Consider the following 19,398-nt stretch of genomic DNA (forward strand, 5'->3'; position numbering starts at 1 on the left):
TCACTCCTTCACGACGCACACACCGTGACCGTCTGCCTTACCGCGGCCCGCAGACCCCCGAAAGTGCGAAAGTCGAGAAACCCCGCGGCGTCGGAAAATCGACTGCCTCCTCACCAGCGGGGCGATCGCGGGTTGCTCACACTGGTGGGGCGCACGAGAAAAATAGGGTGTCGCGGGTTGCTCACACTGGTGGGCGCACGGGAGAAATCGGGTGTTGCGGGCTGCTCACACTGGTGGGGGCACGGGGATTAGCGGGTTTGTTCTAACCAGCTTGCGTATAGGTTGGCGTAGATCGAGTCTTCGTTTTTGATTAGTTCCGAATGCGGGCCGCGTTGGACTACGCGGCCGGCGTCCACGACTATGACCTCGTCGGCGGCTTGGGCTGTGGACAACCGGTGCGCGATGGCGACGGTCGTCCGGCCTCGGGTTACTGTGTCCAAGGCCCGTTGTAGGCGTACCTCGGTGGCTGGGTCTACTGCGCTTGTGGCCTCGTCGAGTACGAGCAGGTCGGGATCGGCTACGTATGCGCGTACCAGTGCTACAAGTTGCCGTTCGCCGACGCTCAGCGCCTCGCCTCGCTCGCCTACCGGGGTTTCCAGGCCGTTCGGGAGGGTGGCCAGCCAGTCGGCCAGGCCTAGTTCGGTGAACGCTGTTGCCAAGTGGCCGTCGGTCAAGGTGGGGTCGGCGAAGCGGATGTTCTCGGCGATTGTGGCGTCGAACAGGAAGCCGTCCTGGGGAACCATCACCACGCGTGAGCGCAGGGCCGAGAACCGTACGTTACGCAGTGGTGTTCCTGAGAGCAGCACCTCGCCCTCTGCGGGGTCCATCAGGCGGGTCAGCAGCTTGGCGAATGTTGTTTTGCCGCTTCCGGTCTCGCCTACTACAGCCACCTTCGTACGGGGCTGAATCTCCAGGTCTACGTCGGCCAGGACGATCGGGCCGCCGGGGTAGCGGAACGAGACATCTGCGAAGCGCACCGACAGCGGGCCGGCCCGCAGGTCTACGCCTACGTCGTCCGGGTCCTTGACGTCGGGTTCGAGGTCTAGCACGTCCAGCACGCGGCGCCAGCCGGCCACCGCGTTCTGGGCCTCGTTGAGCATGTCGGTGGCGATCTGCACGGGCTGGATGAACAGCGTCACCAGAAACAGGAACGCGGTGAGCCGGCCCACGGTCAGGCCGCCGTCGACCCCGATGAGCACGCCGACCACCACGACCCCGGCCAGGGCCAGGCCGGCCCCGATCTCGCCGCTGCTGAAGCTGGTCACGCTGGTGCGCATGGCCTTGCGCTGGGAGACCTCGAGCCGCTCGATCGAGTTGTCGAGCCGCTTGCCGGTGCGCCCGGCCACGCCGTACGCCCGAATGACCACGGCCCCGACGACGCTCTCGGCGATGACGCCCAGCATGACGCCGGTCCGCTCGCGGACCGCGCCGTAGACGGCGGCCAGCCTCTTCTGGAACAGGCGGATGACGGCCACAGCCGGGCCGAAGGCGAGCAGCACCACGATCGTGAGCTGCCAGGAGTAGACGAACATCACGATCGTCGAGACGAGCAGCTGACCGCTGGCGAGCAACAGTTGCACGCCGCCGGTCTGCAGGAACAGCGAGATCTGGTCGACGTCGCTGGTCACCCGGGACACCATCGTGCCGCGCCGCTCGGACTGCTGGTGCAACATCGACAGATCGTGGATGTGCCGGAACGTGCGCGAGCGCAGCGCGCCCAGGGCGGTCTCGCTGACGGTGAACAGGCGCCGGGTCATCAGGTAGCCGGCCACTGTCGAGATCATCAGCGCCACGAAGGTGAACGCCACGACCTCGGTCACGAACATCAGGTCGGGGCCGCCGGCGCCGCGGATGCCGTGGTCGATGCCCTGCTGCACGGCGATCGGCACCGCCACCCGGCCCGACATCTGCACCACGGCGAGGGCGATCGTGCCGCCCAGGCCGGGACGCAGCTCGGGCGAGAGGGCCAGGCCGCGCTTGATCGTTGCGTACGTGCCGACGCTCATGCCTCGACCCTTTCGGCGTCGGCCTTTTCGGCCTCGGCCTTCTCGTAGGCGGTCACGAGATCGGCGTAGCCCGCGTGGGTGGCCAGCAGCTCGGCGTGGGTGCCGGTGGCCACGACCTTGCCCTGCGCCAGATAGACGACCTCGTCGGCCAGCGCGATCGTGGCCCGGCGGTACGCCACCACCAGGATCGACGCGCCCGCGTCACCGCCGCGCAGCGAGGCCAGGATCGCCGCCTCCACCCGCGGGTCGACGGCGCTCGTCGCGTCGTCGAGCACCAGCAGCCGGGGAGCCCCGGCCAGGGCGCGGGCCAGCGTGAGGCGCTGCCGCTGCCCGCCCGAGAGCGAGGTGCCGCGTTCGCCGACCGCCGTGTCGAGCCCCTCGGGCAGCTTCGCCACGAAGCCGTCGGCCTCGGCCAGGCGCAGCGCGGCCCAGACAGCCTCGTCGTCGACGCCCTCCCGTTCGAGCGTGATGTTGCCCCGCACGGTGTCGTCGAAGATGAACGGCAGCTGCGGTACGAGGGCGGACGCGCTGGTCAGGCCGGCCTCACTGAGCGCGGGCAGGGGCGTGTCGTCCAGGCTGACCTGGCCCGCGCCGGGGTCGACGAGCCGCACGGCGAGCGACGCGATCGTCGACTTGCCGGAGCCGGTCGCGCCGACCAGGGCGACCGTTTTGCCCGGGGGCACGCGGAACGACACGTCTCGCAGGACCAGCGGACCGTCGCCGTACGCGAAATCGACCTTGTCGAAACGCAGCGTGGCCGGACCGCTCGCGGACGCGGTGGCCGAGCCGTAGGCGAGGTCGCCCTCGGCCGCCAGCACGGACTGCACCCTGTCCCAGCCCGCGACGCTGCGCGGCAGTTCGCCGAGCACCCAGCCGATCGCGCGCACCGGGAACGCCAGCACGGTGAACAGGAAGGCGACGGTGACCAGCTCGGTCACGTTGATCGCGCCGTTCTGCAGCCGCCAGGCGCCGAGCAGCAGCACCGCGAGGGTGCCGACGCTGGGCAGCGCGTCCATGATCGGGTCGAACAGGCCGCGCAGCCGGCCGACCGAGATCAGCGAGTCGCGCAGTTCGTCGACGAAGACCTTGAAGCGGCGGGACTCGTCCTCCTCGCGGCCCATGGTCTTGACCACCAGCGCGCCGTCGAAGCTCTCGTGCGCGACGGCGCTGACCTTCGCGCGCATCTGCTGCGCCCTGATCTGCCGCGGAGACATGCGCCGCGCGTAGAAGGTGTTCAGGGCGAACAGGACCGGGAAGAGGACGACGCCGACCATCGCGAGCACCCAGTCGGTGAGGAACAGCGCCACGACGGCGGCCAGGATCATCACGATCGTGCCGACTGCGAACGGCAGCGGCGCGATCGGCACGAAGGCCGCCTCGACGTCGGAGTTGGCGTTGGACAGCAGGCTGCCGGTGGCGTGCTGCTGGTGCCAGGCCGGGGGCAGCGACAGGTAGCGCCGGGTCACCGCGCGGCGGTAGCGGGCCTGCAGGCGGAACTGCATGTAGCCCGCGCCGAGGCGACGGCCGAAGATGGTCAGGACGCGCAGCGCGCTGAGGCCGAGGAAGGCGGCGGCGATCAGGGCGAGCGTGCCGGTGCCGGTGGAGCCGGTGGAGAAGGCGGGCACGACGACATGGCCGATGACGGCGCCGACCACGTACGAGTTCGCGATGACGAGCAGGCCGAAGAGACTGCTGCCGGCCACGCCGACCGTGAACAGGCGCGGCTCGGTGCGAATCGCCTGGCCCAGCACCCCTAGTCCCCGTACCAGCACATCGCGGCTGGACCTGGTGCTCAAAATTCCTACCTGACTGGTAAGTGTTTGCCGGCGGTTCCGGCCTTACATACCCATCCTGCCGAACGGGGTCGCCGCAGTTCACCTTCGTAACATGTGTCTACGATCACGTTTGTGACCGCCTATGCCCAGCGTGAACGACGCCTGCTCGCCGACCTGCTCCTCCGGCTCGGCCCGGACGAGCCGACGCTCTGCGAGGGATGGACCACCCGTGACCTCGCGGCGCACCTGGTCGTCCGCGACCGCCGCCCCGACGCCGCGGCCGGCGCCATGATCGGCCCGCTCCGGAGCCATGGCGAGCGGGTGCGGCTGCGGACGGCCGCCCGCCCGTACGCCGACGTCGTGCACGAGATGCGTACGCCACCGTGGTGGAGCCCCGTGAGCAATCGCCTGGTCGACGAGGCGGCCAACACGATCGAGTTCTTCGTGCACCACGAGGATGCGCGCCGCGCCCAACCGGACTGGGCGCCGCGCGAGCTCGATCCCGGCCTCGAGACCGCCCTGTGGCGGAACGTGAAGCTCACCGGCCGGCTGGTCCTGCGGCGGTCCGGCACGGCGGTCGAGGTCAGATCGCCCGGGCACGGGTCCTTCATCGTGGGCGACAATCCGGCGACCACCCTGACCGGCCCGCCCGGCGAGCTCGCCATGTTCCTCACCGGCCGCCGGGACAACGCCCGCGTCACGATCGAGGGCGACGGCCTGCGGGACGCCCGGCTGGGTCTGTGATTGGCCCAATTGGTCAGCCCTTGATTGGACCAAAACGCGAGCCAATGCGGCCCTAGCGTAGGCGCATGGCACAGAACTCCGGACTGTCTCTCGCCCAAGGGGCCGCGCTCTGCGTGGGCGCCGTTCTCGGCACCGGCGTGATCTCCATGCCGGCCCTCGCGGCTGAGGTCGCCGGCCCCGCCTCCCTGGTCGCCTGGATCGCCCTGATCGTCCTCTCGGCCCCGCTGGCCCTGACCTTCGCGGCGCTGGGCGCCCGGCACCCGGACGGCGGTGGGGTGTCCACCTACGTCCGGCTGGCGTTCGGCCCCCGTCTCGGCGCGGCTGTGGGCTGGTGCTTCTTCTTCGCGGTGCCGCTCGGAGCGCCGGCCGCGACCGCCTTCGCCGGCGGTTACGTGGCCGATGTGGTCGGCGGTGGCCGCATCACGGCGCTGCTCACGTTCCTGGTCATCGTCGGCGCGGTCTTCGTCATGAACTGGTTCGGGCTGCGCGTCACGGGGCGCGTCCAGCTCGCGCTCACGGGCGTGCTGGCAGCGCTGCTCCTGGTCACCGTCGTGGCCGCGCTGCCGCACGCCCGCTGGGACAACCTCACCCCGTTCGCGCCGCACGGCTGGTCGGCCGTCGGACCGGCGGCGGCCGTGCTGGTCTGGGGGTTCGCCGGGTGGGAGGCGGTCTCGTCGCTGGCCGGCTCCTACCGCAACCCGCGCCGGGACGTGCCCCGGGCGACCGCGATCGCCGTCGTCGTGGTGGGCGCCCTGTATCTCGGGGTCGCAGCCGTCAGCGTGCTCGTGCTGGGCCCGGCGCTGGGCAGCAGCGAGGCGCCGCTGGCCGACCTGCTGGCGTCCGGCTTCGGTGGCCCGGTCCGCGTGATCACGGCGGTCGTGGCGGTCCTGCTCACCGCGGGCGCGGTCAACGCGTACCTGGCCGGGGCCTCGCAGCTCGGGGCGGCGCTGGCCCGCGACGGCGCATTGCCCGCGCGACTTGCCGGCACACCCCGCAAGTCGCTGCTGGTGATCTTCGGGGGCAGCCTCGCCTCGGCAGCGCTGCCGATCGATCTGCACACCATGCTGCTGCTGGTCACCGGGTGCTTCACGCTGGTCTACGTGATCGGCACGGCGGCCGCGCTGCGCCTGCTGCCGCGCGGCGGCTCCCGGGCCGTGGCCGCGGTCGGGCTGGTCTCGGTGCTCGGGCTGCTCTGGCTCAACGGGCCGCCGGCGCTGCTCAGCCTCGTGATCGTCGCCGCGTCGCTCGCCTATCAGTCGTGGCGCGCCAGGAGGCCGGCGAAGATCGCCATCCCTTCGTCGATCAGCGCCGGGTCGGCCGCCCCGAACCCGAACACGAAGCCGTGCCTGGTCGGCGAGCCGGAGTAGTCGAGCAGATCGTCGAGCGCCAGCCCTCGCTTCGCGGCCGCGGCCACCACGGCCGTCGAGTTCACCCCGGTCAGGGCCGCGACGTGCAGGCCGGCAGCGCTGGGGACGATCGTCAGCTCCGGCATTCCGGCCAGCGCGGCCACGATGCGGGCGTGCCTTTCCCCGTACGCCTTCCCGGCCTTCCGGACGTGCCGGGCGAGCAGCCCCTCGTCGAGGAAGCGGGCCAGCGCAGCCTGCACGGCCGGCTGCCCGTAGCCGTCACCGAGCTGGCGCGCCGCGATCAGGGCGTCCCGCAGACCCGGGGTGGCCAGTACGAAACCGGTGCGCACGGCCGGGAGCATGCTTTTGGAGAACGTGCCGACATAGAGCACCCGCCCCGCCGAGTCGAGACTGTACAGCGGCTCGAGCGGGCGCGCCGAGAAACGGAACTCACTGTCGTAGTCGTCCTCGACGATCGCCGCCGGACGGCAGCGGGCCCAGTCGAGCAGCTCGCGGCGGCGGGTCAGGCTCATCGCGCGGCCGAGCGGGAACTGGTGGGACGGCGTGGTGTAGACCAGCCGGCAGTGGGCGGGCAGATCGGCGACGACAAGCCCCTGATCGTCGACCGGCACGAGGCTCACCCGGGCGCCGAGCGCGGCCAGGATCCGGCGGGCCGGCGGGTAGCCCGGCTCCTCGACCGCGACCACGTCGCCCGGCTTCACCAGCACCCGCGCCAGCAGGTCGAACGCATGCTGGGCGCCGTTGGTGACCACCACGTCGGCCCCGGTCGTCCGCACCCCGCGCGAGACACCCAGGTAACGCGCTATCGCCTCGCGCAGGGCGGGGTGGCCGGCCGGATCCCCGTACGTGCCGGGGTTGTTCGCCCGCAGCCGCAGCTCGGCGGTGACCAGGCGCCGCCACGAGTCGAACGGGAACAGGCCCGCGTCGGGAATGCCGGTCCGGAAGTCGTAGTGCGGCGGGCGGACCGCGCCGCTGGTCTCGAGCGGCTCCCACGACCAGTCCTCACGGGGCCGCAGCGGATCGGAGGCGGCGCGCCGCCGCGACCGGCCCCGGGACACCGCGGCCACGAAGGTGCCGGCGCCCACGCGGGACGACAGATAGCCCTCGGCGGCCAGCCGCTCGTAGGCGGCGGCAACACTTCCCCTCGCCACGCCCAGATCGGCGGCGAGCGCCCGGGTCGCGGGCAGCCGCTCGCCCGCCGGAAGCCGCCCGTCCACGATCGCCGTACGCAACGCCCGGTAGACCGCAGCGGTCTTCCCGTCCGTCCCGTCCAGCCGAATGATCAGGTCCACCCGCTCATTCTCCGCGCTATGGCCCAATCGGTATGGCGGCGATCGCGGACCGGCGCGCCTACGCTCTCCTCATTGAAGTGACAAACGTCAATTCAAGAAGCTCCGGGAGAGGAACAGTATGGCGACTCGACGCACCCTGGCCGCCGGCCTGCTCGCCGCGGTCACCGCCGCCGTCGCGGTGGGCACCCCCGCTGCCGCCGCCCCCACGGGGGACCTCCGGATGGCCGACGCCGCAACCGCGATTCCCGACAGCTACATCGTGGTGCTCAAGCCCGGCGCCAAGACGCAGGCCGGCAGCGTGGGCGGGCAGGTCCGGCAGCAGCTGGGCATCGTCAACGGCTACGAGGCCACCATGAGCGCGGCGCAGGCCAAGCGGCTCGCGGCCAGCCCCGGCGTCGCCTACGTGGAGCAGAACCAGACGATCTCCCTGAACGCCACGCAGACGAACGCGACGTGGGGCATCGACCGCATCGACCAGCGCGCCCGGCCGCTGAGCACGACGTACACCTATCCCGTCACGGCCTCGAACGTCACCGCGTACATCATCGACACGGGCATCCGTTACACGCACAACCAGTTCGGCGGGCGGGCCACGGCCGGCTACGACGCGGTCGGTAGCGGCGCGGTCGACTGCAACGGCCACGGCACCCACGTGGCGGGCACGGTCGGCGGCTCGACGTACGGCGTGGCCAAGGCCGTGCGCTTGGTCGGCGTGCGCGTGCTGAACTGCTCCGGCAGCGGCACCACGGCCGGAGTCATCGCGGGCGTCAACTGGGTCGGCAGCCAGACGGCCCGTCCCGCGGTGGCCAACATGAGCCTCGGCGGCGGCGTCAGCTCCACCCTGGACAACGCGGTCAACTCGGCCATCTCGAAGGGCATCACGTTCGCCCTCGCGGCCGGCAACTCGACCGCCAACGCCTGCAACTCGTCCCCCGCCCGCGTGGCCAGCGCCATCACGGTCGGCGCCACCACCAGCACGGACGCCAAGGCGAGCTACTCCAACTACGGCACCTGCCTGGACATCTTCGCCCCCGGCTCGTCGATCACGTCGGCCTGGTACAACTCGAACACCGCGACCAACTCCATCAGCGGCACGTCGATGGCCAGCCCCCACGTGGCCGGCGCGGCCGCGCTGGTTCTGTCCCGCAACACCGGCTACAGCCCGGCCCAGGTGCGCGACAGCCTGGTCAACAACGCCACCACCGGCGTCGTGACCAGCGCCGGCACGGGTTCCCCGAACCGCCTGCTCTTCGTGGTCCAGTAACCGATCGCCCGGCGCCCGGTTCCGCACACGCGGGCCGGGCGTCGCGCTGCCCGCTACGCGAAATCTTCAAGAACGCCGAACCGCCCTGGTCGGCCCGTCCCTAGCCCCCGCCCTCCAGGGGCGATGGGGTCGAAGCTACGCCGCCGTCAAGCCGAACGGGCCGGGTTGTCCACAGGGGCGGGAGTCAGCCGGATTGATGTCTGTGGACGGCGGATTGCGAATGCAGTACATATTCTCCATTGCGTGACCACGAGATTGCGGAACGTGTTCTGGTCCGGAGTCGCGCCATGAGCACGTTGTGGCGCAACCGTGAGTTCACTCTGCTGTGGACGAGCCAGAGCCTGTCGGATCTGGGTGGCGCGATCGCCATGCTGGCGATCCCGCTGCTCGTTCTCGACGTGACCGGCTCGGCGGTCCAGGCCGGCGCGGTCGGCACGGCGGCCCAGGTGGCCAGGCTGCTCTGCCGGCTTCCGTCGGGCGTGCTGGCTGATCAGCTCAACCGGCGGCGGGCGATGCTCACCTGCGACGTGATCCGACTGGTCGCGTTCGTGGCGCTGGCCGCGGCCGTGGCCACCGGGCGTGCGGGGCTGACCGAGATCATCGCGGTGGCCATCATCGACGCCGCCTGCGGGTCGCTGTTCAACACGACGGAACACGCGGCCCTGCGCAGCATCGTGCCGACCACCCAGCTGCCGGCGGCCGTGGCCCGTAACGAGGCCCGCAGTTACGGCACCGCGCTGGCCGGGCCGCCGCTCGGGGGTGTCCTGTTCGGGATCACAGCGGCGCTGCCGTTCGTCGGGAACGCGCTGTCCTATCTGGCCTCCCTCATCGGCATCGCCCTGATCCGCAAGCCGTTGCAGGCCGAGCGTGAGCACGACCATCCGGGACACCGCGCCGCCCTGCTGGAGGGCCTGCGATTCGTCTTCCGCAACCCGTTCCTGCGGACCGTGCTCATCGTCGCCGCCCCCTTGAACCTCGCGCTCTACGGCTCGATGTTCACGATCATCGTCACCCTGCAGGGGCACGGCGTGCAGCCCGGCGTGATCGGCCTGACCGAGACCGTCGTCGGCGCCGGCGGACTGATGGGCGCCCTGGTCGCGCCCACTCTGCAGCGCTGGCTGTCGTTCGCCGTCCTGATCCGCGGCCTCTGCTGGGCGGCGACCCTGTTCCTGGCGGTCAGCGCCTTCTTCACCACCAGCGTCGCCGCGGCCGCCCCGATCGCGCTGGCGATCTTCGTCGGGCCCGCCTGCAACGCGGCGCTCTTCGGCTACCAGGCGGCCATCACGCCCGACCACCTGCAGGGCCGCGTGCTGAGCGTCATCTTCCTGTTCGCCATGTCGGCCGCAACCATGGCGCCGCTGCTGGCCGGGGTCTTCGTCACGGCCTGGAGCGCGCCGGTCAGTATCGCGCTGTTCGCCGCCACGGTCTCGGTGTCGGCGCTGACCGCTACCGTCGCGCCCGCCATCCGCGACATGAAGCCCATCGAGACCCTCACGCCCTGACGCGACCTTCACGCCCCTTCGTCTCGCCATCAGCGCGGCGCAGAAGAAGATCCAGCGGCCGGCTCGGTAGCGCGGCCCGACGCGGACCCGTTCGTCTCGCAATGCGGCCGGCTCTGAAGTGCGGCGCCGTCATCTCGCAGTCAGCACGGCAGCAGCAGAAGAAGATCTACCGCTGCCTCGAAGCCCGGCCGGACACGGCCCTGTTCGTCCCGCAATGCAGCCGGCTCTGAAGTGCGGCGCCGTCATCTCGCAGTCAGCACGGCAGCAGCAGAAGAAGATCCACCGCTGCCTCGAAGCCCGGCCGGACACGGCCCTGTTCGTCCCGCAATGCGCCCGGCTCTGAAGCGCGGCGCCGTCATCTCGCAGTCAGCACGACAACATAAGAAGAAGATCCACCGGCCGCTTCGGAAGCGCGGCCGGAAGGAAGGCCAGATCCGAGAAGCCGCACCATCCTCACCCGAGGCGGCAATCTGAGCGACCGTCCGGAAGGTCGAACGGTTCGGTACGGACCGCACAGCCAAGCGAACGGTGGCCTGCGCGCAGCACGACCAAGCGAACGGCAGGGTGCGCGCAGCACGACCAAACGAACGGCAGGGTGCGCGCAGCACGACCAAACGAACGGCAGGGTGCGCGCAGCACGACCAAACGAACGGCAGGGTGCGCGCAGCGCGACCAGGCGAACGGTGGCCTGCGCGCGGCATGGACAAGCGAACGGTGGGGTGCGGACGGCGCGGCCGCGCGGACGGCGGGATCAGCGGTCGTCGGCGAGGCGGTGACGATATTCGCGTACGGCCTGGGCGTACGCCTGCTCGTCGAGCGCCCAATCGGCGTCGCCGGGCGCGCCGGCGCTTCGGTTGAGCTGGGTCTGCAGGGTCATGACGGCCGAGGAGAGGCCGCTGAACGGACGGCCCCGCCACAGTTGCTCACCGGCCGGGGCCACCTCGACCAGGTCGTCCTCGACGACGATCAGGCCGGCCCCGGCCAGGCGGCGCACGGATTCTTCAAGCTCGGCCCGGTTGGGAATGCTGTGGTGCAGAAAGTCGGCCGCGGCGAGCAGGTCGGCCAGGCTCGCGCCGACCATGGGCAGAGCGGCGTGCTGGGCGCGGTCACGCTCGAGGCGCTCGGCGATGACCGCGGACACGAAGATCCAAGCGTCGTTCCACTGCCAGCCGCCAGCCCCCATGGGGCAATGATGCCGTGCGACCCGGGCACCGGGAAGCGAATGTGTCGCGATGATCACAAAGCTGTGACCGACGATCTTGTGTGCTAAACCGAATCAGCGGCGCAAACCGCTCAGTCCTTTGTGGATCTCAGCCCGCGGCTCGCCGCCGCCCACGGTGCACCACGGCAGGAACACGTGCACGAGCGGGCCGATGGCCAGAGCGTACGCGACCGTGCCGATGCCGACCGTGCCGCCGAGCAGGAACCCCACGCCGAGGACGAGCAGCTCGATCGACGTCCGGACCAGCCGGACGGACAGCCGCGGGAACCGCCCGACGAGGCCGGTCATCAGCCCGTCGCGCGGGCCGGGCCCGAACCTGCTGCCGATGTAGAGGCCAGTGGCAAGACCGTTGAGCAGGATGCCGCCGACCAGGTAGCACACCCGGGCCGGGATCGTGCCGCCCGCGGGCAGGACGTGCAGGGCGGCATCGACCGCGAACCCGACCACGACCAGGTTGGCCAGCGTGCCGAAGCCCGGGCGCTGCCGCAGCGGGATCCACAGCAACAGGATCGGGATGCCGAGCAGGATCACGACCAGGCCGAAGCTGATCCCGGTGACCTTCGACAGGCCCTGGTGGAACACGTCCCACGGGTTGAGGCCCAGCGCCGACTCCACCATGAAGGCCATGCTCACGCCGTAGAGCACCAGCCCCGCGAAGAGCTGCACGGTGCGCCGGACGAGACGACGATCTCTGTTGTCACTGAGGGCCATGAATGCCACTCTGAAGGCCAATTGTGCGAAGCTGAAGAGCCAATTCGCCGGAGGTGGATGTGACGACGACAATACGTGGGGGCCAATTGGCTCGGCTGCTCGGTCAGTGGCATTCACTTCCGGGTCGCCACCGGAGTCCCGACTACGCCGCTCTCGCCGCCGCGGTGCGGGGGCTGCTCTCCGACGGGCGGCTTCCTTTGGGCGTACGTCTCCCGGCCGAACGCGAACTGGCCGAGGCGCTCGCCGTGAGCCGGACGACGGTCAGCGCCGCCTACCGCACGCTGCGCGAGACCGGCCATCTCACCAGCCGGCGCGGCGCCGGAAGCTGGACGACCCTGCCCAACGGCCACCGGGTCGCCACCTCGGGCCTGTGGACCCCCGAGGACGACCGCAACGTGATCGACCTGGGCGTGGCCGCGTCGGCCGCCCCGCCCGAACTGGTGCCGGCCGCCCGGGCCGCAGCCGACGACCTGCCCCGCTATCTGGGCAGCGCCGGCTACCACCCGACCGGCCTGATCGAGCTGCGCGAGGTGGTCGCGGCCGGCTATCAGGCGCGCGGGGTGGCCACCTCGGCCGAGCAGATCCTCATCACCGGCGGCACCCAGCAGGCCCTCGACCTGGTGCTCCGGCTGCTCGCTCCGCCCGGATCGCCCGTGCTGGTCGAAGCACCGACCTATCCCAACGCGCTGGCCGCCCTCTCGGCGCGCCGGGCCCGGATCAGCACCCACGGGCTCGACACGGCGACCGGCTGGGACGGCGAGATGCTGCTCGGGGCGCTGCGGCAGACCCGGCCGAGGCTCTCGTACGTGATCCCGGAGTTCCACAACCCGACCGGACACCTGATGACCACGAGCCTGCGCGAGCGGCTGGTCGCCACGGCCCACAGCACCGGCACCGACCTGGTCGTCGACGAGTCGTGGGTCGACCTGCAGCTCGACGGCGACGAGATGCCCCCGCCGGTCGCCGTGTTCGACCGGCACTCGCGGGTGGTGTCGATCGGCGGCCTCAGCAAGGGCTACTGGGGCGGCCTGCGGATCGGCTGGGTACGCGCCTCGGCCCCGCTGGTGCAGCGGCTGGCGGCCATCCGGGTCGGCGTCGACATGGCCAGCCCGGTGCTCGAACAGCTCGTCGCCGTGCGCCTGCTGGAGCACTCCCCCAAGATCCTGAGCGACCGCCGCGCCGAACTGCGCCGGCAGCGCGACGTGCTGGCCGCCGCAGTGACCGAACTGCTGCCCGAATGGCGCTTCGTACTGCCGCCGGGCGGTGCGACGATCTGGGCCGAACTCGACGGCCCGATCTCGAGTGCCCTGGCCCGGGCCGCCGAGGACGTCGGCGTACGCCTGGCCCCCGGCCCCCGCTTCGGCCTGGACGGCACGCTCGAACGCTTCCTGCGGCTGCCCTTCGCGCTGCCGTCCGAGCAGCTCACCGAGGCGGTCCGCCGCATCGCCTCAGTCCGGCACGACCTCGACCGCGCAACGATCCCTTCCTGGCGAACGCCGTCGGTCATCGCCTGACGCCGGGCCCGGCAGCTGGGCAGCCCGCGACGGACCGACCGAGGGGTCGTCGACCGCTCCGAACGAACAAGCCAACCGAGACGAGACGTCTCGTAGGGCACGGCGCGGCACGGGCATGGCACTGCGCGGGTGCGGGCATCGCACTGCGCGGGTGCGGGCACTGCGCGGGTGGAGTGCAGGCACGGCGCGACTCCGGACACGGCGCGGATGCGAGTGCAGGCACGGCGCGACTCCGGACACGGCGCGGGTACGAGTGCAGGCACGGCGCGGGTGCGGGTGCGGCGCGGGTGCGAGTGCAGGCACGGCGCGGGTGCGGGTGCGGCGCGGGTGCGGGTGCGGGTGCGGGTGCGGGTGCGGGTGTGGTCAGATGAGCCAGACGCCGTCGCGCATGAGTTCGCGGTCGGCGAGTTCGTTCTCCTCGCGCCAGGCCTGGACCCGCGTGGGGCTCAGCACGAGGAAGACGTATGCCTCGCCCGCTGTGCGCGGATCCCAGTCGTTCTGTTCGGCGTAGGCGGCGCCCTCAGCTTCGGCCTCGGTCACGGGGAGCGTCGCCTCCAGCGCCGCCTCGATCAGGATGACGTCGCGGGTGGGGCCGAAGCCGATTCGGGCCCGGCCGGTTGCGGCGATGTTGCGGCCGGTGGGTGACTTGCGGGCGGTGGCGATCAGCAGGCGTTCGCGGAACCAGCCCAGTGTGAGCGGCACCAGGTAGGGCTCGTCGTCCCGGGCCGTCGCGACCCAGGCGTCGGCCACCGGAGCACTCAGCCGCGCGAGCACGTCCGACTTGCGTTGCTGCTTCGACCTCGGTTCCTCAGCCATCGCCGCAGCCTACGACGCGTGACCCCCGCCGCGGCCCAACGCCCCACGACCCTGGCGCGGCCCCGGTCCGACCTCACGGCCACGGCGCGGCCCCGGGAGTGCAATGCCGCCGGCACGTCCCCGGCTACAACGGCCCGCCGCGACCCCACGTCCCAGCCCCCGCCGCGGCCCCGAGGTGCAACGCCACCAGCGCGTCCCTGGGCGCCACGCCCAGCCGCAGTCCACGCCCAGCCGCGGGCGCACGAGAAGCGGCCGGGGCACGAGCCCCGGCCGCTTTCCGGCAAACGCTGCGTCAGATCTGGGCGAGTGAACCCGCGTACATCGTGTCGATCTGCTCGGCGAAGTTGGTCTCGACCGAGCGCCGCTTGATCTTCATGGACGGCGTGATCTCGCCGGCCTCGATGCTGAGGTCGCGCGGCAGGATGGCGAACTTCTTGATCGTTTCCCAGCGGTTGAGCTTGTTGTTGAGTTCCTGCACGTAGCCCTCGACCATCTTCTCGGTCTCGGGGGCGGCCACGATCTCCTCGTAGCTCTTGCCGGCCAGAGGGCCGCCGGCCGCCCAGCCCTTGATGGCGTCCTCGTCGAGCGAGATCAGCATCGTCACGAAGTTGCGGGCCTGGCCGACCACGACCGCCTGTGAGGTGTAGGGGCAGACGGCCTTGAACTGGCCCTCGATCGCGCTGGGGGCGATGTACTTGCCGCCGGACGTCTTGACCAGGTCTTTCTTGCGGTCGGTGATCGACAGGAAGCCGTCGGCGTCTACTTCGCCGATGTCGCCGGTGCGGAGCCAGCCGTCCTCGGTGAAGGTCTCTTCGGTCTCCTTGGGCAGGTTGTGGTAGCCGCGCATGACCGGGCGGCCGCGCAGCAGCACCTCGCCGTCGGTGTCGATCTTGCACTCGAGGTCGCCCAGGGGCAGGCCCACGGTGCCGATCCGGAGCCGGTCGAGGCGGTTGACGAAGTTGGCCGCGCTGCTCTCGGTCAGGCCGTAGCCCTCCATGATCGGCAGGTTGGCGGCCGCGAAGAACTCGGCGATCTCGCGGCTGAGCGGGGCCGAGCCGCTGACCAGCACGCGCAGCCGTCCGCCGAGGCGGGCCTGCAGCTTCGAGAAGACCAGCTTCTCGGCCACGGCGAACTTCAGCTTGAGCCCGGCCGGGATCGGCTTGCCGGCCTGCTCGAGAGCGACCTTCTGCTTGCCGGTGGCGACCGCCCAGTGGAAGATCTTGACCTTCGCGCCGCCGCCGGCCAGGGCCGTGGTGACGGTCTTGTTGTAGACCTTCTCGAAGATGCGGGGCGCGGCGCACATGAGCGTCGGCTGGACCACCGAGAGCATGTCGACCAGCTTGTCGACGCGGCCGTCGACGTAGGTCGGCACGCCCACGTGGATGATGCCGCAGAGCAGCGTCTTGCCGAACGAGTGGGACAGCGGGAGCCAGAGGTATTGCAGGTCGGTCGACTCGAACAGGCCGAGGCCCTGCTGGGCGACGCCCTCCCAGGTCCAGCCGGCGTGCAACAGCTGGACGCCCTTGGGGCGGCCGGTGGTGCCGGAGGTGTAGATGAGGGTGGCGAGGTTGTCGGGGCCGATCGACTCGACCACCTCGTCGATGAGGGTGGGGCGCTCGCGCAGGACGGCGGCGCCCCGCTCCTCGAGCTCGGCCAGGGTGAGCTGGGGCGGGGTGGCGCCCGCGTCGGCCAGGCCGTCGATGAGCACCACGTGCGTCACGTCGGTCTCGACGCCGGCGATCTTCAGCGCCTGCTGGGCGTTCTCGGCGATGAGCACCTTGGACCCGGAGTTGGCCACGATGTAGCTGGCGTCCTCGGGCTCGGTGGTCGGGTAGACGGTGGTGGTGGCGGCGCCCGCGGCGTTGATGCCGAGGTCGGCCAGCACCCACTCGTAGCGGGTGCCGGACAGGATGGCCACCCTGTCCTCCAGGCCCACACCGAGGTCACGCAGGCCCGCCGCGATGGCCGAGGCCCGCTCGCCCACCTGCGCCCACGTGTACCAGATCATGCCCGAGTCGTCGGCGTTGGGCACCGCGAACGCCTGGCCGTTGGGAGTCGCGGCCACGCGCTTGAAGAACATGTCGGGGATCGACCGGTAGGGAACCTCGAGAGCCATCGGCGCCGCCTTATGGTCAGTTGTCCGGGGGGAGTTAACTTCCGTGTTACCGAAGGGTATTGGCACGGCTGCGGGAGGGCTAGTGCCGCCCCGGCGCCGATAGCGAGCTGGGAGCTTCACCGCAAGTGTATCGAGCGCCACATGTCGTCGTCCCACGACGTGAAACGCGTGTTTATCCGCATTTCAGCGGTCACGGTGCCGGACCGGGAAGACGTGGCTCTCAGCACATTGCCAGCTTCAGCGGACAGGATTGCCCGCCGCGCGCAGCGACTGCTTGACCTGACCGATGGACAAGTCGCCGAAGTGGAAGACGCTGGCGGCCAGCACGGCGTCAGCCCCGGCCGACACCGCGGGCGGGAAGTGCTCGACCGCGCCGGCGCCCCCGCTGGCGATGACCGGGATGTCGACGACCTTCCGGACGGCTGCGATCAGGTCGAGGTCGAAGCCCGCCTTGGTGCCGTCGGCGTCCATCGAGTTGAGCAGGATCTCGCCCGCGCCCAGCGAAGCGACCCGCCCGGCCCACTCGATGGCGTCGAGCCCGGCGCTGCGGCGGCCGCCGTGCGTGGTGACCTCCCACCCGCTGGGCTGTTCGGCCGAGCGGCGCACGTCGAGCGACAGCACGAGCACCTGGTTGCCGAACCGCTCGGCGATCTCGCGGATGAGCTCGGGGCGGGCGATGGCCGCCGTGTTGACCCCGACCTTGTCGGCCCCGGCCCGCAGCAGCACGTCGACGTTGCCGACCGAGCGCACCCCGCCGCCCACGGTGAGCGGGATGAAGACCGATTCGGCCGTACGCCGGACCACGTCGAGCATCGTGCCGCGATCGTCGGACGAGGCCGTCACGTCGAGGAAGGTCAGCTCGTCGGCGCCCTGCGCGTCGTACGCGGCGGCCAGCTCGACGGGGTCGCCGGCGTCGCGCAGGTCGACGAAGTTGACTCCCTTGACCACGCGGCCCGCGTCCACGTCGAGACAGGGGATCACGCGCACGGCAACCGTCATGCCGCAAGCCTAACGAGGTCCCGGCAGCCGGCTTCGGGCGGCCGAACGCCAAGCACTGCCGAAAGGGTGCGCCGAACGCCAAGCACTGCCGAAAGGCGCCGGGCGAAGCAGTAGCGTGGCTACATGATGGATCTGGGGCGGCTGCGAGCCCTGCACGCCGTGGCCAGCTACAAGACCGTGCTGGCGGCGGGCGAGGCGCTGCACTGCACCCCGTCCGCCGTGTCGCAGCAGCTCGCCAAGCTCGAGCGGGAAACCGGCGCCACACTGGTCGAGAAGCACGGACGGGGGCTGCGGCTGACCGAGGCCGGCCGGGTGCTCGCCCGGCACGCCGAGAAGGTGCTGGCCACGGTCGACGAGGCCGAGGCGGCGCTGGCCGCCCATCGGGACACGGTCGTCGGGCGCCTCACGGTGGCGGCCTTCGCCACCGCCTGCCGCGCCCTGCTGCCGTACGCGCTGCATCGCCTCGCCTCGGAACATCCGCAGCTCAGCACGGGGCTGGTCGAGGTCCATCCGCACGAGGGTCTCGAGATGCTGCACCGGGGGCACGTCGACCTCGCGGTGCTCGACGACTGGCCCGCGGTGGCGCTGCGCTATCCGAACGGCGTCACCCACATCGAGCTCGGCTGGGACGTGGCCGACCTGATCGTGCCGAGCGACCACCGGTTCGGCGACACGGTGCCGCTGGCCCGGCTCGAGGACGAGCGGTGGATAGCGGCCAAGGGGGGCGACGTCTGCCTCGAGTGGCTGCTGCGGGTGCTGCCGGGTGTTCAGCCCGACTTCCACGTCGCCGAGTTCGAAACCCAGCTGACCCTGATCGCGGCCGGACTCGGCGTCGCGGTCATCCCGCGGCTGGCCCGGTCGGCCGAGCTTCCCCCGGGCGTACGCGTCGTCCGCGTCATCCCCGAGCCCAGGCGCCGCGTCGTGGTCGCCTGGCGCGAGGCCTCCGCCGCGCGCCCAGCCGTGCAGGCGGCGGTGGAGGCCCTCAGGAAATCGTGGATCAGGGCCGGGCGAGAACGTCCAGCGCCTGCCGCACGGTGAACGCGCCCGCGTAGAGCGATTTGCCGGCGATCACGCCCTCGACCCCGACCGGCTCCAGAGCGGCCAGCGCCCGCAGATCGTCCAGCGTGGACACTCCGCCGCTGGCGATGATCGGCTTGTCGGTGGCCGCGCACACCTCGCGCAGCAGCTCGACGTTCGGGCCGCGCATCATCCCGTCCTTGGTGATGTCGGTGACGACGTAGCGCGACGCGCCGGCCTTGTCGAGCCGGGCCAGCACCTCGTACAGGTCGCCGCCGTCCCGGGTCCAGCCGCGGGCCGACAGCGTCCGGCCGCGCACGTCCAGGCCGATCGCCACGCGGTCGCCGTACTCGGCCACGACCCGGTCGCACCACTCCGGGTCCTCCAGCGCGGCGGTGCCGATGTTGACCCGCTCGCAGCCGGTGGCCAGGGCCCGGGTCAGCGACTCGTCGTCGCGGATGCCGCCGGACAGCTCGACCTTCACGTCGAGCCGGCCCACCACGCCGGCCAACAGCTCGGCGTTCGACCCGCGCCCGAAGGCCGCATCCAGGTCGACCAGGTGCACCCACTCGGCGCCGTCGTTCTGCCAGGCCAGCGCGGCCTCGAGCGGGTCGCCGTAGGCCGTCTCGGAACCGGCGGCGCCCTGCACGAGACGCACGGCCTGACCGTCCGCGACGTCGACGGCGGGCAGCAGCTGCAAGGTCATAGTGGTATCTCCAGAGTGTTGGTCAGCCGGCCTTGCGGCCGAGGACGACGACCACGAGGGCCGGCGCGGCGAGGACGAGCACCGCGGTGAGCACGATCCGCAGCGACAACTCGGGCACGAGAAGCCAGACCGCGGCGACGGCGACCGCCAGCCCGAGCAGGATGCCGAGTCGCTGGCTGCGGGTGCGGCGATAGAGCTGCCCGGTCTTGCGGGTACGCGGGGTCAGGCGCTTGACCAGCTGACGCCGGCGCTGCCGCCGCGCCACCTTACGGGCGCGCGCGGCCTTCTCCTTCTCCAGCACGGCGAGACGTTCCTCGCGGCGCCGGGCGCGCTCTTTCGACATCTCT

At 71.3% G+C, this 19,398-nt stretch carries 17 protein-coding genes; 7 read left to right on the forward strand and 10 right to left on the reverse strand.

Going from position 1 to position 19,398, the window contains the following annotated elements:
* Nucleotides 1-248: 248 nt before the first annotated feature.
* Both LXN57_RS28235 and LXN57_RS28240 read right to left on the reverse strand, forming a co-directional pair.
* Nucleotides 249-2,006: an ABC transporter ATP-binding protein gene (locus LXN57_RS28235; RefSeq protein WP_251801257.1), complete on the reverse strand. Its 1,758-nt coding sequence runs from the start codon at nt 2,004-2,006 to the stop codon at nt 249-251.
* A complete protein-coding gene (locus tag LXN57_RS28240) occupies nt 2,003-3,802 on the reverse strand; it encodes an ABC transporter ATP-binding protein (RefSeq protein ID WP_251801258.1) in 1,800 nt (599 codons plus the stop codon). Before LXN57_RS28240 ends, LXN57_RS28235 begins: the two co-directional genes overlap by 4 nt.
* A 111-nt stretch (nt 3,803-3,913) precedes the next feature.
* Between LXN57_RS28240 and LXN57_RS28245 the strand changes: the two genes are divergently transcribed.
* Together LXN57_RS28245 and LXN57_RS28250 are read left to right on the forward strand one after the other, a co-directional pair.
* Nucleotides 3,914-4,525 carry a TIGR03085 family metal-binding protein gene (locus LXN57_RS28245; RefSeq protein WP_251801259.1) on the forward strand — a complete coding sequence of 204 codons (612 nt, stop codon included), beginning with the start codon at nt 3,914-3,916 and terminating at the stop codon, nt 4,523-4,525.
* Nucleotides 4,526-4,590: 65 nt separating this feature from the next.
* Entirely contained in the window at nt 4,591-5,892 is a 1,302-nt protein-coding gene (locus LXN57_RS28250) for an APC family permease (protein WP_251801260.1), read from the forward strand.
* Here LXN57_RS28250 and pdxR read toward each other — a convergent pair.
* Nucleotides 5,778-7,184 carry a MocR-like pyridoxine biosynthesis transcription factor PdxR gene (pdxR, locus tag LXN57_RS28255; protein ID WP_251801261.1) on the reverse strand — a complete coding sequence of 469 codons (1,407 nt, stop codon included), beginning with the start codon at nt 7,182-7,184 and terminating at the stop codon, nt 5,778-5,780. The genes LXN57_RS28250 and pdxR overlap by 115 nt on opposite strands.
* Nucleotides 7,185-7,302: 118 nt before the next feature.
* Here pdxR and LXN57_RS28260 point away from each other — a divergent pair, with 118 nt between their 5' ends.
* The 3 genes from LXN57_RS28260 to LXN57_RS48010 all read left to right on the forward strand — a co-directional run bounded on the left by LXN57_RS28260 (nt 7,303) and on the right by LXN57_RS48010 (nt 10,293).
* Nucleotides 7,303-8,448 (forward strand): S8 family peptidase, encoded by a 1,146-nt coding sequence (locus LXN57_RS28260; protein ID WP_251801262.1) that lies wholly within the window; start codon nt 7,303-7,305, stop codon nt 8,446-8,448.
* Between the two features lie 287 nt (nt 8,449-8,735).
* Nucleotides 8,736-9,950, forward strand: coding sequence for an MFS transporter (locus tag LXN57_RS28265; protein ID WP_251801263.1), 1,215 nt, complete (start codon nt 8,736-8,738; stop codon nt 9,948-9,950).
* Nucleotides 9,951-10,164: 214 nt separating this feature from the next.
* The gene (locus tag LXN57_RS48010) at nt 10,165-10,293 is read left to right on the forward strand and encodes a hypothetical protein (protein WP_285904684.1); all 129 of its coding nucleotides are present in this window, start codon (nt 10,165-10,167) and stop codon (nt 10,291-10,293) included.
* Nucleotides 10,294-10,701: 408 nt separating this feature from the next.
* Here LXN57_RS48010 and LXN57_RS28270 read toward each other — a convergent pair whose 3' ends face one another.
* A complete protein-coding gene (locus tag LXN57_RS28270; protein ID WP_221376084.1) occupies nt 10,702-11,133 on the reverse strand; it encodes a hypothetical protein in 432 nt (143 codons plus the stop codon).
* A gap of 93 nt (nt 11,134-11,226) precedes the next feature.
* Nucleotides 11,227-11,883 carry a membrane protein YczE gene (yczE, locus tag LXN57_RS28275; RefSeq protein ID WP_251801264.1) on the reverse strand — a complete coding sequence of 219 codons (657 nt, stop codon included), beginning with the start codon at nt 11,881-11,883 and terminating at the stop codon, nt 11,227-11,229.
* Nucleotides 11,884-11,942: 59 nt separating this feature from the next.
* Here yczE and yczR point away from each other — a divergent pair, with 59 nt between their 5' ends.
* The gene (gene yczR / locus LXN57_RS28280; protein WP_221376086.1) at nt 11,943-13,397 is read left to right on the forward strand and encodes a MocR-like transcription factor YczR; all 1,455 of its coding nucleotides are present in this window, start codon (nt 11,943-11,945) and stop codon (nt 13,395-13,397) included.
* A gap of 363 nt (nt 13,398-13,760) precedes the next feature.
* On the opposite strand, the gene LXN57_RS28285 is transcribed toward yczR, so the two are convergent.
* From LXN57_RS28285 to hisF, 3 genes are all read right to left on the reverse strand, one after another.
* Complete coding sequence (locus tag LXN57_RS28285; protein WP_251801265.1) at nt 13,761-14,213, reverse strand: pyridoxamine 5'-phosphate oxidase family protein; 453 nt, start codon at nt 14,211-14,213, stop codon at nt 13,761-13,763.
* Between the two features lie 292 nt (nt 14,214-14,505).
* Nucleotides 14,506-16,329 (reverse strand): AMP-dependent synthetase/ligase, encoded by a 1,824-nt coding sequence (locus LXN57_RS28290; RefSeq protein ID WP_251801266.1) that lies wholly within the window; start codon nt 16,327-16,329, stop codon nt 14,506-14,508.
* A 237-nt stretch (nt 16,330-16,566) separates the two neighbouring features.
* The gene (gene hisF / locus LXN57_RS28295; protein WP_251801267.1) at nt 16,567-17,328 is read right to left on the reverse strand and encodes an imidazole glycerol phosphate synthase subunit HisF; all 762 of its coding nucleotides are present in this window, start codon (nt 17,326-17,328) and stop codon (nt 16,567-16,569) included.
* A 123-nt stretch (nt 17,329-17,451) separates the two neighbouring features.
* Here hisF and LXN57_RS28300 point away from each other — a divergent pair, with 123 nt between their 5' ends.
* The gene (locus tag LXN57_RS28300; protein ID WP_251801268.1) at nt 17,452-18,366 is read left to right on the forward strand and encodes a LysR family transcriptional regulator; all 915 of its coding nucleotides are present in this window, start codon (nt 17,452-17,454) and stop codon (nt 18,364-18,366) included.
* Here the strand turns inward: LXN57_RS28300 and priA are convergent.
* Together priA and LXN57_RS28310 are read right to left on the reverse strand one after the other, a co-directional pair.
* The gene (gene priA, locus LXN57_RS28305; RefSeq protein WP_251801269.1) at nt 18,326-19,051 is read right to left on the reverse strand and encodes a bifunctional 1-(5-phosphoribosyl)-5-((5-phosphoribosylamino)methylideneamino)imidazole-4-carboxamide isomerase/phosphoribosylanthranilate isomerase PriA; all 726 of its coding nucleotides are present in this window, start codon (nt 19,049-19,051) and stop codon (nt 18,326-18,328) included. The genes LXN57_RS28300 and priA overlap by 41 nt on opposite strands.
* Nucleotides 19,052-19,073: 22 nt before the next feature.
* A complete protein-coding gene (locus LXN57_RS28310) occupies nt 19,074-19,394 on the reverse strand; it encodes a hypothetical protein (RefSeq protein ID WP_251801270.1) in 321 nt (106 codons plus the stop codon).
* Between the last annotated feature and the right edge of the window lie 4 nt (nt 19,395-19,398).

The organism is Paractinoplanes hotanensis (genome assembly GCF_023717965.1).
GTDB lineage: Bacteria > Actinomycetota > Actinomycetes > Mycobacteriales > Micromonosporaceae > Actinoplanes > Actinoplanes polyasparticus.

Coding starts and splice junctions, on each gene's coding strand:
- LXN57_RS28310 (WP_251801270.1), bottom strand. CDS start 19,394: ATGTCGAAAGAGCGCGCCCGGCGCCGCGAGGAACGTCTCGCCGTGCTG.
- LXN57_RS28250 (WP_251801260.1), top strand. CDS start 4,591: ATGGCACAGAACTCCGGACTGTCTCTCGCCCAAGGGGCCGCGCTCTGC.
- LXN57_RS28285 (WP_251801265.1), bottom strand. CDS start 14,213: ATGGCTGAGGAACCGAGGTCGAAGCAGCAACGCAAGTCGGACGTGCTC.
- LXN57_RS28290 (WP_251801266.1), bottom strand. CDS start 16,329: ATGGCTCTCGAGGTTCCCTACCGGTCGATCCCCGACATGTTCTTCAAG.
- LXN57_RS28270 (WP_221376084.1), bottom strand. CDS start 11,133: ATGGGGGCTGGCGGCTGGCAGTGGAACGACGCTTGGATCTTCGTGTCC.
- LXN57_RS28235 (WP_251801257.1), bottom strand. CDS start 2,006: ATGAGCGTCGGCACGTACGCAACGATCAAGCGCGGCCTGGCCCTCTCG.
- LXN57_RS28300 (WP_251801268.1), top strand. CDS start 17,452: ATGATGGATCTGGGGCGGCTGCGAGCCCTGCACGCCGTGGCCAGCTAC.
- LXN57_RS28260 (WP_251801262.1), top strand. CDS start 7,303: ATGGCGACTCGACGCACCCTGGCCGCCGGCCTGCTCGCCGCGGTCACC.
- hisF (WP_251801267.1), bottom strand. CDS start 17,328: ATGACGGTTGCCGTGCGCGTGATCCCCTGTCTCGACGTGGACGCGGGC.
- yczE (WP_251801264.1), bottom strand. CDS start 11,883: ATGGCCCTCAGTGACAACAGAGATCGTCGTCTCGTCCGGCGCACCGTG.
- LXN57_RS28265 (WP_251801263.1), top strand. CDS start 8,736: ATGAGCACGTTGTGGCGCAACCGTGAGTTCACTCTGCTGTGGACGAGC.
- LXN57_RS48010 (WP_285904684.1), top strand. CDS start 10,165: ATGCAGCCGGCTCTGAAGTGCGGCGCCGTCATCTCGCAGTCAGCACGG.
- priA (WP_251801269.1), bottom strand. CDS start 19,051: ATGACCTTGCAGCTGCTGCCCGCCGTCGACGTCGCGGACGGTCAGGCC.